Origin of the sequence: Sinanaerobacter sp. ZZT-01 (assembly GCF_035621135.1) — a bacterium.
Lineage (GTDB): Bacteria > Bacillota > Clostridia > Peptostreptococcales > Anaerovoracaceae > IOR16.
On sequence record NZ_CP141728.1, the window covers coordinates 3133899 to 3146125 of the forward strand.

Below are 12227 nucleotides of genomic sequence, written 5' to 3' on the forward strand. Positions count from 1 at the left end.
CTTTTATTTGAACCCTTTACGTAAGGATTAAAGTACTTTAAAATAACGTTCAAAATAAAAGTCATTTTTATCTGTTGACAAAAAATCCTGATACTCTTTTTCCTTCATGAGATTATACTTTTCCAATAATTCTCTTCCAATAACTCTTTCAACAAAATTGCTGTTTCTCATCTGCTTTAATGCGCACATCATATCTTCGGGAAGCTTAGTCAATTTTTCCACCAAACCCTCTTTAGCAGTATACAAATTTAAATCAAGGGGTTCTCTCAGTTTATAATTTGCTTCAATCCCGTCCAAGCCTGCATGTAGAATTAAAGAAAAGGCAAGGTAAGGGTTTACTGTTGGATCAGGGGAGCGAAGCTCCATACGTGTTTTTTCTCCGGTTTCTGCTGGAATGCGTATTAACTGCGATCGATTTTGATGTGACCAAGATACATATTTAGGTGCTTCAAAGCTTCCTAATCGGTCATACGAATTAATATTCGGGTTTAAAAATGCAGATATCTCACTTGTTTTTTCTAAAATGCCCTCAATAAAACTATTCACAATGGAATCGTATTCCCCATATTCATTTCCAAATATATTTAACCCGTCCTTTGAAAGAGATAAATTGATGTGCAATCCGCTCCCGCTTTTATCAGGAATCGGCTTTGGCATAAAGGAAGCGTGTAATCCGTTTTTTGAGGCAATGGCTTTGATTACCGATTTATAAGTTAAGAAGTTATCCGCTGCGGTCAAAGCATCGCTGTATTTAAAATCTATTTCATTCTGACCCGGCCCCTGTTCATGATGAGAAGTTTCCGGCTTAATTCCCATATCTTCAAGTGTCAGGCATATTTCTCGTCTTACATTTTCACCTTTGTCTAACGGAGCAATGTCAAGGTATCCGCCTTGATCCTGTGTAACCGTAGTCGGCTCACCGTTTTCATCGGTTTGAAAAAGATAAAATTCGCATTCTGCTCCGACCAGGCAAAGATAACCCATCTCTCTGCACCTTCGAAGTGCATTCTTCAAAAGATTTCTTGTATCAAACATATATTCTGAACCGTTTGGATTCCTTATGTCACAGAGAAATTTTGCGACTCTGCCTTGCTGTGGTCGCCACGGCAGTAAGCTTAAGGTAGATGCGTCCGGAAAGAGAAACAAATCTGACTTTGAAATATCTCCATATCCCTTGATCGCTGAAGCATCAAAGGATATTCCATTTTCAAACGCACGCTCCAGTTCATCCGGCATAATGGATATTTGTTTTTCCGTCCCAAACAAATCACAAAATGCAAGACGTATAAATTTGATATCATTTGTCTTGACATATTCTAAAATTTCTTTGATAGAATCAGGCATTCTTTTTCCTCCTTAGACTCAACACTTCTAATAATTATATAAAGATAAAATATACGATAAACCTTAAAAAAAGAAAAACGTCCATCAAATTGTGGTCAAAAATTAGAATTAGCTAAAATGACTAATTATATTTATCTGACATCTATTTTGATGAACGCCTTTGTTCATTCTATTAGAATAAACAAAGGATTCTTTCTTGTCAATACTATCTAAAATGGATATGAATTTTTTTTATAAAAAGCTAGACAAAAGGCTCCTTCCATGCTAAAATTTTTTAATATTACAGCAAAGGCGCTGTGGAACTTTTTTCCACTGCGTCTTTTTCTTTTTTGAATGGTATACTTGGAAAGGAATGAGGAGTATGCAATATTTTACACTAACAAAAGAGTATAAAAGTACCTTGTCTCTCTACGAAACACAAACTGCCATCGGCATGCTGAAACGATGCTTCGAAGATTACTTGTCTCAACGACTTAATTTAAAAAGAGTGTCAGCTCCATTATTTGTCGATCCCAAAACCGGATTAAATGATGACTTAAATGGAACAGAACATCCTGTTGAATTTGAGGTTGCTGAAACCGGAGAAATGGCACAAGTCGTCCATTCTCTGGCCAAATGGAAGAGAATGGCTTTGTACCAATATGGTTTTCCTGTGGGAGAAGGCATCTATACGAATATGAATGCAATCCGAAAAGAAGAAGAAATGGATCGGCTGCATTCTATTTATGTGGATCAATGGGATTGGGAAAAAATCATCGACGAGCAAGAACGCAAGATTGAATATTTAAAAAGAACCGTTCAAGAGATTGTAAATTCTATTTGCGATACAAAGGACTTTTTAATGCAAACCTATCCTCAGCTGACGAAAAATCTATCTCGAAATATAAGTTTTATCACCACGCAGCAGCTAGAAGATCAATATCCAATGCAAACTCCAAAAGAACGAGAAAATCTCTATCTAAAAGAGCATAAATCTGCTTTTATTATGCAAATTGGTGATGTATTAAAATCTGGTCTAAAGCACGACGGCCGAGCACCTGATTATGACGATTGGACGCTGAATGGTGACATCGTCTTTTGGAACGACATACTTGAATGTGCCTTTGAAGTTTCTTCGATGGGAATCCGAGTCGATGAAAAGGCAATGAGTGAGCAACTTGAAAAAGCAGGTTGTAACGACCGAAAATCTCTTCCTTTTCATAGAATGCTTCTTAACGGTGAATTGCCATTGACGATTGGCGGAGGAATTGGGCAATCCAGGCTTTCTATGCTCCTTCTCGAAAAAGCACACATTGGAGAAGTTCAGGTATCCATATGGAACAAGGAAACACTTCAACATTGCAAAAAAGAAAACATTCCTCTTCTTTAATTTCATATAAAAAACTTTCATCTAAATACAGAATTTCTATGAAAATGCACTATGAATAAATAATAATTTAGAATGTATCTTGAATTATTTTCCTAATAGGGCTATACTCAGATTTATAATATAAAAATGTAAAACATTGGGGGGTTCCTATCATGGCATTAATGTGGACACAAAATTTAGCAGTTGGTGTTGATCTAATCGACCAACAACATAAGACATGGTTTGAAAAAGCAGATCAACTATTTGAAGCCGGAAAACAAGGAAAAACAAGCGAGTATATTATGAAAATGTTTGACTTTTTAGATGATTATACAAAGACTCATTTTCGTGATGAAGAGAAGTATATGTTAAGTATTAATTATCCAGAGTATAACACGCAGAAGCAGCTGCATACAGCATTTATCGCAAAATTGGCCGAACTGCGAAAAGAATATGAATCTTCTGGAACGAAGATCAGTGCGGTCATAAATTCAAATCAGTTCATTTTGGATTGGTTGGTAAATCATATTTCAAAGCAAGATAAAAAAATTGGAGAATTTGCAAAAACTTTAAATGCTTAAGCGATAATAGGTTTGGTCAAAAAATCCTTTACGTAAAAGAACGGCTCTTATAAAGAGCCGTTCTTACTTTTTTGCATTACAATTTATTCTACCTTACAGCAATCTTACGAAATGATCTCCAGCATTGCAGCCGGATTCTCTGCAGCTTTCACTTTTCCAAATGCTTTTTCAATCACTCCGTCTTGATTAATTAGATAGGTGGTTCGAACCACCCCCATTGATTTTTTTCCATAAAGATTTTTTTCTTTCCATACATCATATGCTTGTATCGCCTTCAAATCCGGATCGGAAAGTAGTACAAAAGGAAGCTGATATTTTTCTGCAAATTTAACATGGGATGAGACAGAATCTTTACTGATTCCAATAATCTCTGCACCTTTTTCTTGAAAATGCGGATACAGTTCTGCAAATCCGCAGGCTTGCTTTGTGCATCCGGGTGTATTATCTCTCGGATAAAAATATAGGATTACCTTCTTCCCTCTAAAATCTGCTAAAGAAATCTCTTTCCCTTCCTTATCTAATAACGTAAAATCCGGTGCTTTTGTTCCAGCCTCTAACATCCGCCCTTTTCTCCTTTCTTATTTAAACAGATACGCTCTATTCCTTTATGAATACAAGTTTTTTTTCATTCGAAAATTTATTAGTATAATGATACCCTAATCGGTCAAATTTAATGAGCTGAGACAAGTCTTTTATATTATTTTCAGCCATATAGCGAACCATCTCACCTCTGGCCATCTTTACCTGCGTCCCTTTTTCTATCACTTTTCCATTCTTATACTCACCAAATATACATGTGATAAAGTTCACTTCATCCGACAAATACGCTTCGATGCACTTGCTGTATTCTTTTGATGCTAAATTCACGATGCAGTCCGTCTCACCCTTCATCTTTTCGTAAATGTGGCTTCCCCAAAAATCATACAAATTTTTATAGTCTTCTAATACAACCCTTGTCTGCATTTCGAGGCGATATGGGACAATACCGTCAAACGGCTTCACCATTCCGTAAAAACCCGACAAGATATATAAATGCTCTTCTATGTAATCCCAATGCGTATCTTCAAAAACACTGGGTGCCATATACTGATATTGTATACCCTCATAAGCTAATAAGGCAGGCGTTAAATTTCTTTGCAGATCCATAGCTTTAAGTCTTTCATAATTTAACTGCGCTATGGAATCATTGCATTTCCAAAGTGTTTTTGCCTCCTCATAGGTTAAACTCTTTAAATAATCCATAAGGTATTTTGTTTTTTCTAAAAAAGCAGGTAGGTTTCTCACTTCCAAGGAATCAGTTTCCCGCTTCATCTTTTTCGCTGGTGAAATTATAATTTTCAAAGTTTTCTCCTTCTTCTGCATCATGATTCCATCATCGGCAGCTCACCTGCATCCACTTCCTCGCCATTCAGCATTTTATCAATCTTTCTTTTTTATGGACCAAAAAAGCTTGTTGTCCACAAAAGTAATTGAAATCTCGCCTAAGTCTTTTAAGTAGGCAAGATAAGAACGAATGGTGCTACCCACTAGAACATGCTGATTAAAGTCCATCGTCAAACCATATCGGTCAAAAACTGCTTTTAAAAGATCTTCAAAACAAATAGGATTTGAACAAATTTCTTTCAAAGCTTCAATAACCTCATATACTTTATTTTGATTGATACCTACTAGTTCCGCGATATTCTCGGCAGGTTCTGCATGTGCAGGAATAAATAATTTTCCAGGTAATTCTTTTACCATTTTAAGGGTTTCTAAATACGCATTTACATCATACAAAAAGGAAATATGGTATTTTTCTATCACTTTTTCATCCGTCAGGCAATCCGCCAAAAACCAAATTTCATCCTCTGTTTTTAATGCAGTCATAGAAAACGAATGACCGTCAATTCGAAGCATTGTCATTCCATTTGGAAGAGACTCTTCTGTCAGCTCCTGAACGGCACTTGGCTGTGCAAGCAAAAACTTGTTCCGTATCTCTTTATACGGATAGCCTCCGTAAAGATATGCAGGTTCTAAAATCGGATACCGAATAAAAGCAGTATCTACCCCAGAAGAAAAGATTTTGCATCCAGTCCTTTGCTGCAACAGATTGTTTCCGCCAATATGATCCGCATGCGAGTGTGTGTTGATAATCATTTCTAATGTCCAATTATTTGCGTCAAGGATTTTTATAACCTTTTTAGCCGCATCTTTATCGTTGCCACTATCGATTAAGCAAACATTGGTATCATCTATTTTATAAATTCCCATTTTTGCAGGACAGTTAATATAATAAGTTTTTGCTCCAACTTGTATTAATTCATACATTGCCACTCTTCTCCTTACTTCATCAAAAAGGAAGCTTTAACACTCTGCTTTTCACTTATTTACCTTTTATTGTAACATAAATTATATATTTTTTACATGAAATAAAGAGGACTCCTAAATGAAAAGAGGCAAAATAAAAGCCTTGCAAAACAGACCATATTCCATCTTGCAAAGCTTTCTGCTTTTTATTATAATTTTATTTTCTAGACTATCTTCTTCGGACTTCTTCCAAGACTTCTTGTCTTAATGCTTCAATTTTAGAAAAGTCCATGTTTGGTATATAATTTTGTTCAAGCTTATCATGTTTTGCTTTTGCCTGCTCCAAACATTGAATTGCTTTTTTAATGTTTTCCTCTAAACCGACTGCATTATCTTCTTTTATCTGCTGCTGGCTTTCATCATATTCTTCATGAATTATATTTTCCAAAAATATTTTTACTATATTTGCTTCTAACTTGCTTTCATCAATTGGATGAAACGCATTACTTGTAACAAATGCAACTCCAAGGTCAGGAATTAAAAGATGTTCTAATTTTTTCGATGGGTCCAATGGGCAATAATACTCCTCCACATCATATCCGCGATATAATGCACTTTCTGCAAAAAGATCCAATAGTTTTTCAGCACCGATTCCAATCGGAGCCTTTATTAAATAAATCTTATTGTAGTCAGATAATAATGTGTCTAGATAATTGACACATCCATTCGGGGTAATACCGCTGGCAAAATATTTTTTTACTTCTCCCTGTTCTGCACTTAATTCCTTATGGATTAATTCTCGATTGATGATATCTGCTGCCATTTTAAAAAGTTCTTCTTTTCTAAGTGCTCTTTGATATAAATCATTCAAATTATGATACATGTGCCCTGCTGCACCTAAGTAATGGTATGCGCATCCGAAGAGCATCTTCAAATCTTCCTGACACTTTAAAACAGCTTCTTTATTCTTACGAATGCCTTCTTCATTCCAATATTCGCCCAAATGCAAAATCGTATCCACCGCTCCTGGGCTGATTGGATCGACAACGTGAGTCATAGTTCCTTATCTATTATCATTGGACTAATACTTCCAATGAATGCGAATTTCTTGCGTACCTTCCTTTTTATTTCTTTCACCAATCTCAATGAAATCAATGAATTCCTGGGCAATCCTTGTTGTCATCTTATCCGCATTTCTAAATTCCTTCATCTTCTCTAGTAAGACATTTTCTTTCTTTTCTGTATCCCCTTTTTCCTCAATCTTTTTTAACAAGCCAGCTTTTTTCTTCATCAAAAGCTCAATCTGTTTACCAAAGGTATCATTAAACTCAACAAATTGTACCGGAGTAATGATTCCCGCTACTTTGTCCGAATATAAGGACTGCACTACTCTGTTTTTATCAGCTATTTCTTCCTCAACCTTTCGCAGCGTGGTTTTTAAATCTTTAGAAACACTTCCTTTGCCCTCAAATTCATCCAATCTCTGTTTTAAAATATCATCACTCGCTTTTTTCAAATAAGTATGTAAATGCTCTAATACTATGTTTTCCAATTTATCCAATCGAATGTAATGTCCGGTACAAAGTCCCGCCTTTTTTTCTACTAGGCTGCATCGTAAATATTTATGCTTCTTTTTATTTTTTCGACTTTCCGGTGTAATCCTTGTCATGGTACTTCCACAATCCATACAGCGTACCTTTCCGGCCAGGGAATAAGGTTCCCCTTTTCCGTCGCTTCGTCGCTTGGTACTCATCATTGCTTCCACAAGGTCAAAGGTTTCCTGATCAATGATTGCTTCATGGGTATTCTCAACAACAATCCATTCCTCTCTCGGAACAGCGATTTGTTTCTTTGACTTGTAGCTAAGCTTGCGATGCACACCTTGAACCATATGACCAAGATACATTTTATTTTTCAGCATTCTTCGGATTGTGGTGCGATTCCACAAATAATGTTCATCCTTCTGGCTCGCATTGACAAACGTTTCCCCGCAAAGCTTCTTATATAATGTAGGATTTGGTATTCCTTTCTCATTCAAGTCCTTTGCAATGATTGTCGTTCCTTTTCCTTCCGTGTACATCTGAAAGATATAGCGAACCACTTCTGCTGCAGGTTCATCAATCAAAAGCTTCCCTTTGTTATTCGGATCTTTTTTCAACCCATATGTAGCATAATTCCCTATATAAATACCATCCCTACGCTTCTTGTCGAACACCACTTTGATATTTTGTGATACATCCTCACAATACCATTCATTGATTAAACCATTGATTTGTCTTTGCTTTTTATTTCCGCGATTTTCTGTATCGGCATAATCCGCTACTCCAATAAAGCGAATGTTCCAAATGGGAAACAAATTATGCAAATACCGCTCAACTACTTCCATATCTCTCGTAAAACGTGACTGACTTTTGCATAGTATCACATCAAATCTGTGTTCCTTTGCATCCCGAAGCATCTCATTCCATTCGGGCCGATCGCTGTCCAAACCGGACCAATCATCATCCGAATAAATCTTATAGATTTCCCAACCTCGTTCAAACGCATAACCTGTAAGAAGGTTCTTTTGATTCTGAATACTTTGCGAATCATCTCCTTCACTTTTGAACTCGTCCTCTTCGGAAAGCCGACAATAAATTGCGACTCTTAACACTGCAACTATACCTCCTTACCTGACGTATAGCTACTCACCTTATAAATCATATAAAATAAGATAGCTTACTGCAAGCAAAACGACAATTATGCAATCTGCTTTATCATTTCCCCCTCTACTGCACTTTTAATAATCTCTGCTAACCGCTCAGCTATTTTTATCTTCTGTTCTTCTTCTGTGACTCGATGAGTCTCCGTTACAATAAATTTCATCTCCATTTTACTTCCTCCTTTTGATTACAATTTCCTAATTCAACATACTCTTATAAATAGTTTTATATAACCATTTCCGTTCTCTAATCTTCGCCATTGTTACACTTAACAACACATAAATACGGCGAAATATTTCGCCGCATATAATCTGCCGTTAAGCAGCCATTATTTATGTTAGTTTCCAATTTGCCCCGCCCCCGGTAGGCCTACACAAGCCGTTCAGGTACATCTTGATTGTCTCGAAACCTCATCGTTACTTTAATTCAAGCGTTCCATCTTAAATCATTATCGCAATAGGTAAAACCCTTATCATGCAGTGTTTATCGCTCTCCAGCCTTAATTCTCTTACATCATAGTAAGGAATCAATCACATTAACTTGCAGGCTGATCTTCGCGCCACTCATTCTTTATACCTTACGATCAAGGTATAAATTGTTTGTCGCTACAATTTAAAACTTCACCTTTCAAGATGCAGCATATTTAATTATCAAGGTTCAGCCTACCTGAGATAAACGATCCAATTTGTCAACTGTATCCATTCAGAGCTTCTGATTGCAATATGTATTCCTACATATACCTTCAATCAAGGAGCTTTTACAGCTCCTCGGTTCAAGATACATAAAGGAAGATTTTCGCTTAAAACGGTATGTCATCGTCTTTATCTAATTCTTCAAATCCTTCCGGCACACCAAAGTTGTTGCTTAATGCATTTTGTTCAGACGTTGATTGTACTTTTTCGACCCACTCTAAGAATTCCACTCTTTCCGCAACTACATCTGTTGTATACCTGGTTTCCCCAGACTGTGTTTTATAGCTTCCGGTTTGTATTCTACCTTGAATGCCTACTAATCTGCCTTTTTTTAAGTAACGCTCGCAATTTTCAGCTTGTTTTCCGAAAACGATTATCCTTGGAAAATCGGTTTTCTTTTCTGCTCCGTTTCGTACATGTCGATCAATTGCAATTGAAAACGTAGCCACTGAAGTTTGCGTTTCCGCTATACTTCGCATCTCCGGATCTCTTGTTAATCTTCCAATCAATACTACACTGTTCATAATTCCTCCTTTGTTTTTGGTTTATTAGAAATATCTATTACTTAACGATCCAAAGACGACTCATTTTTATGTATTTTGTTACTCTGAACCGTTTTAAGATTTATGATAATTGGTTTGTCTAAAATATTTTCAAAAAGGTCATCATTATAATAATTAAATGCTTTTTTAATTTTTATTGCATAAGTTAATGAAGGTTCTCTCTGTCCGTTCTCAATTTTGGTATAATGAGATCGTGAGATACCTGCTTTACAAGCAGCCTCAGCTTGTGTATAACCCAACTTTTTTCTTAAGTTTTGTAAAACCCGTCGCATGAATGATCCCTCCATTGTTCCCAATCGGAACATTTTATAGTTACATATTAGTTCCTTTTAGGAACATTGTCAATACTTTTATACGCATTTTGTTGTTTTTGGGAACATAAAATGAATTCTATCTTCGATATCTATATAATTAAGATATTAAAATAGGAGTAACAAAATATGGAATTTTCATCACGTTTAAAATCTCTTCGAAATGAAAAAGAACTAACCCAACAGCAACTATCTTCTGCCATTCAAATTAGCAGATCGACAATAGCAGGGTATGAGAAAAAAAATAAACAGCCAGACTATGAAAAATTATGTTGCTTGGCTGACTTTTTTGATGTGTCCATAGATTATCTCCTTGGTCGCAGTGACATTCGTAATTTTAATAAAGCAAAATCCGAAACCCCAATTTTAACTCCTGAACAACAAATGCTTTTAAAACTCTACAACTCTTTAAATGAACTAAATAAAGGTGCAGCTTTAGAACGTATAAAGGTGCTGTTAGAATCACAAGAAGATAAATTAAAGCAAGAACAGGCTACTGAATTGGGGATATATAAAAAGAACGCATAACTGACAGAAAAAAAACACGCCAGATTTGGCGTGTTGGAAATGTGATATATGGGGGATTTGGAAACAATATAAATATATAATTGGAGAAATTACAATGAACGATAATACAATTTATGCATTAATCTTTCTCTTAGTATTAATAGTAGTCTTTAAAATAATTGGAAAATCATGTAAACATAGATATTATAAAAAAAAGATTATACAAGAATCAAGTGAAACACCATTACATAAGTCTAACGATTCTGTACCGTTTTCTCACTTTGCATATGAGCCAAAAAAATATTTTTTTTCATCTAACGAATATTTTTTTTATAAAGAGCTCGAAAGAAAATTACCCACTCAGTATATTATTTTTCCAAAAGTACGTGTTGGAGATATAGTGAATGTGCGCTCGATTGTAGAATATGATAGGGCTGCATTAAGTAAAGTTACTTCTAAACACTTTGATTTTTTAATCATGTCTAAAGATTTTCTCACACTTATTTTAATAGTTGAATTAGATGATAAAAGTCATGATATTAATTCAGCAACAATAAATAGAGATGAATTTATAAATGATTTAATTAACAGTAAACCAATGTACTCAAAATTAGAAATTATAAGAGTTAGATGTAAAAAAACTACTAATGGGTTTGATTATACAGAAGCTGTTAATTCAGTATTAGAAAAACTAAAAAGCTGTTCTATAGAAGCTATCTGTCCTTTATGCCATTCCAAATTAGAAATAAAAACAGGACCATATGGTGAATTTTGGGGATGCCCTAATTATTATTCAAAAACAAATCCATGTGATTTTACACATAATTATACAGAGGATAATTAATAGATTAGTTATTGACTATCTCGGAGCCCCTTCTTTTTTTGTGTATATAGCATAATTAAAATAAATATAGAATAGGACTCTTAAAGATTATTTCTAATTTTTACTATTGATTACTATTATTTAAAAATTCTATAGTTATGTTTTCTTTTAAAATTTCATATTTATATGTATTTTTTTCCTTATAATAAACAGACTTGCCATCGATTAAAAGCAGTTCAATTGGTCGTTCGATATGATTATTGATTATCTTTGCATCTGTTAGTAGATATTGTTCAAAAGATGCTCTTCCTGTATAGAGAGCGATGAATAATGCCACTATTATAAACACAAAATTATTAGTATTCATATTTTTATCAAACCGTTTATCTTGAAACACTAAGCTCAGAGAGATATAGATTCTAAAGAATAACACTATTATAGGAATTATATCTTTATAATTTTCAGGCAAAGATAACTCCAGAAAATTTCCACACAAATCAATTAATATTAAGGATATTGGAATAAAAATAACTATTCTTATCAAATTATCTAATCCATTAAATTCATAGTTTTCTAATTTGTTTATAACCCAACATTCAATTTCACTGGAAAGCCAAGAAACCAATTGTTCATAAATTGATAAAATAAATAAAGCAATTTGGATTATAACAAAAACTATAGAACCAAATAATAAATATAGTTTAAAGTCATATTGCATTATCCCAAACTTATCAATAAAGGGTAACTGCATTACTAATGCCCCCGCTATGTATGAAATGATTGCTGAAATATTAATAGAATAGAGTAATCGTTTATACCCATACTCATCCCTTTCACGATACTCTTTGCAATCATCCTGTCTATTACTCTTTTCAAGCATTTTTCTAATCTCTTCTCCTATGCTTTGTCCAATAATTTGAGCTTCATATTTTTTTTCATATTTCATATCAACCCTCATTGTAGCAAAAAACATCTTTAATATTATTCAGCAAAACAATATTTTTCCTGTTTTAATTGTATTAAGTAAATATTCCATAATAATCTTCTGTATAAAAATGGAACTATATTGC

General features: G+C 34.5%; 14 protein-coding genes. 4 read left to right on the top strand and 10 right to left on the bottom strand.

What is annotated here, in order from left to right:
* Nucleotides 1-27: 27 nt before the first annotated feature.
* Nucleotides 28-1344, bottom strand: a complete 1317-nt coding sequence (locus U5921_RS15120; protein WP_324824288.1) for a glutamine synthetase family protein — start codon at nucleotides 1342-1344, stop codon at nucleotides 28-30.
* 361 nt (nucleotides 1345-1705) lie between these two features.
* Here U5921_RS15120 and asnA point away from each other — a divergent pair, with 361 nt between their 5' ends.
* Both asnA and U5921_RS15130 read left to right on the top strand, forming a co-directional pair.
* Nucleotides 1706-2713 (top strand): aspartate--ammonia ligase, encoded by a 1008-nt coding sequence (gene asnA / locus U5921_RS15125; protein ID WP_324824289.1) that lies wholly within the window; start codon nucleotides 1706-1708, stop codon nucleotides 2711-2713.
* A gap of 152 nt (nucleotides 2714-2865) precedes the next feature.
* Nucleotides 2866-3273 (top strand): bacteriohemerythrin, encoded by a 408-nt coding sequence (locus tag U5921_RS15130; protein WP_324824290.1) that lies wholly within the window; start codon nucleotides 2866-2868, stop codon nucleotides 3271-3273.
* Between the two features lie 104 nt (nucleotides 3274-3377).
* Here the strand turns inward: U5921_RS15130 and bcp are convergent, their stop codons facing one another.
* The 8 genes from bcp to U5921_RS15170 all read right to left on the bottom strand — a co-directional run bounded on the left by bcp (nucleotide 3378) and on the right by U5921_RS15170 (nucleotide 9788).
* Complete coding sequence (bcp, locus tag U5921_RS15135; RefSeq protein ID WP_324824291.1) at nucleotides 3378-3833, bottom strand: thioredoxin-dependent thiol peroxidase; 456 nt, start codon at nucleotides 3831-3833, stop codon at nucleotides 3378-3380.
* Nucleotides 3834-3870: 37 nt separating this feature from the next.
* Nucleotides 3871-4614 (bottom strand): peroxide stress protein YaaA, encoded by a 744-nt coding sequence (yaaA, locus tag U5921_RS15140; RefSeq protein ID WP_324824292.1) that lies wholly within the window; start codon nucleotides 4612-4614, stop codon nucleotides 3871-3873.
* A gap of 78 nt (nucleotides 4615-4692) precedes the next feature.
* On the bottom strand, nucleotides 4693-5580 hold the full coding sequence (locus U5921_RS15145; protein ID WP_324824293.1) for an MBL fold metallo-hydrolase: 888 nt from the start codon (nucleotides 5578-5580) through the stop codon (nucleotides 4693-4695).
* Nucleotides 5581-5788: 208 nt separating this feature from the next.
* Nucleotides 5789-6616: a hypothetical protein gene (locus tag U5921_RS15150; protein ID WP_324824294.1), complete on the bottom strand. Its 828-nt coding sequence runs from the start codon at nucleotides 6614-6616 to the stop codon at nucleotides 5789-5791.
* A gap of 24 nt (nucleotides 6617-6640) precedes the next feature.
* Nucleotides 6641-8212 (bottom strand): recombinase family protein, encoded by a 1572-nt coding sequence (locus U5921_RS15155; protein ID WP_324824295.1) that lies wholly within the window; start codon nucleotides 8210-8212, stop codon nucleotides 6641-6643.
* A gap of 86 nt (nucleotides 8213-8298) precedes the next feature.
* Nucleotides 8299-8430, bottom strand: a complete 132-nt coding sequence (locus U5921_RS15160; RefSeq protein ID WP_324824296.1) for a hypothetical protein — start codon at nucleotides 8428-8430, stop codon at nucleotides 8299-8301.
* Nucleotides 8431-9060: 630 nt separating this feature from the next.
* Entirely contained in the window at nucleotides 9061-9477 is a 417-nt protein-coding gene (locus U5921_RS15165; protein WP_324824297.1) for a single-stranded DNA-binding protein, read from the bottom strand.
* A gap of 41 nt (nucleotides 9478-9518) precedes the next feature.
* The gene (locus U5921_RS15170; RefSeq protein WP_324824298.1) at nucleotides 9519-9788 is read right to left on the bottom strand and encodes a helix-turn-helix transcriptional regulator; all 270 of its coding nucleotides are present in this window, start codon (nucleotides 9786-9788) and stop codon (nucleotides 9519-9521) included.
* A gap of 168 nt (nucleotides 9789-9956) precedes the next feature.
* Here U5921_RS15170 and U5921_RS15175 point away from each other — a divergent pair, with 168 nt between their 5' ends.
* On the top strand, nucleotides 9957-10355 hold the full coding sequence (locus U5921_RS15175) for a helix-turn-helix transcriptional regulator (RefSeq protein WP_324824299.1): 399 nt from the start codon (nucleotides 9957-9959) through the stop codon (nucleotides 10353-10355).
* 94 nt (nucleotides 10356-10449) lie between these two features.
* Nucleotides 10450-11178, top strand: a complete 729-nt coding sequence (locus U5921_RS15180) for a DUF2726 domain-containing protein (protein ID WP_324824300.1) — start codon at nucleotides 10450-10452, stop codon at nucleotides 11176-11178.
* A gap of 103 nt (nucleotides 11179-11281) precedes the next feature.
* Here U5921_RS15180 and U5921_RS15185 read toward each other — a convergent pair whose 3' ends face one another.
* Nucleotides 11282-12103, bottom strand: a complete 822-nt coding sequence (locus U5921_RS15185; RefSeq protein WP_324824301.1) for a hypothetical protein — start codon at nucleotides 12101-12103, stop codon at nucleotides 11282-11284.
* Nucleotides 12104-12227: the final 124 nt, after the last annotated feature.

Excerpts from the sequence above, each read along its gene's own strand:
- bcp (WP_324824291.1), bottom strand. The coding sequence starts at position 3,833 with ATGTTAGAGGCTGGAACAAAAGCACCGGATTTTACGTTATTAGATAAG.
- U5921_RS15145 (WP_324824293.1), bottom strand. The coding sequence starts at position 5,580 with ATGTATGAATTAATACAAGTTGGAGCAAAAACTTATTATATTAACTGT.
- asnA (WP_324824289.1), top strand. The coding sequence starts at position 1,706 with ATGCAATATTTTACACTAACAAAAGAGTATAAAAGTACCTTGTCTCTC.
- U5921_RS15170 (WP_324824298.1), bottom strand. The coding sequence starts at position 9,788 with ATGCGACGGGTTTTACAAAACTTAAGAAAAAAGTTGGGTTATACACAA.
- U5921_RS15130 (WP_324824290.1), top strand. The coding sequence starts at position 2,866 with ATGGCATTAATGTGGACACAAAATTTAGCAGTTGGTGTTGATCTAATC.
- U5921_RS15165 (WP_324824297.1), bottom strand. The coding sequence starts at position 9,477 with ATGAACAGTGTAGTATTGATTGGAAGATTAACAAGAGATCCGGAGATG.
- U5921_RS15185 (WP_324824301.1), bottom strand. The coding sequence starts at position 12,103 with ATGAAATATGAAAAAAAATATGAAGCTCAAATTATTGGACAAAGCATA.
- U5921_RS15160 (WP_324824296.1), bottom strand. The coding sequence starts at position 8,430 with ATGGAGATGAAATTTATTGTAACGGAGACTCATCGAGTCACAGAAGAA.
- U5921_RS15120 (WP_324824288.1), bottom strand. The coding sequence starts at position 1,344 with ATGCCTGATTCTATCAAAGAAATTTTAGAATATGTCAAGACAAATGAT.
- U5921_RS15180 (WP_324824300.1), top strand. The coding sequence starts at position 10,450 with ATGAACGATAATACAATTTATGCATTAATCTTTCTCTTAGTATTAATA.
- U5921_RS15150 (WP_324824294.1), bottom strand. The coding sequence starts at position 6,616 with ATGACTCACGTTGTCGATCCAATCAGCCCAGGAGCGGTGGATACGATT.
- U5921_RS15175 (WP_324824299.1), top strand. The coding sequence starts at position 9,957 with ATGGAATTTTCATCACGTTTAAAATCTCTTCGAAATGAAAAAGAACTA.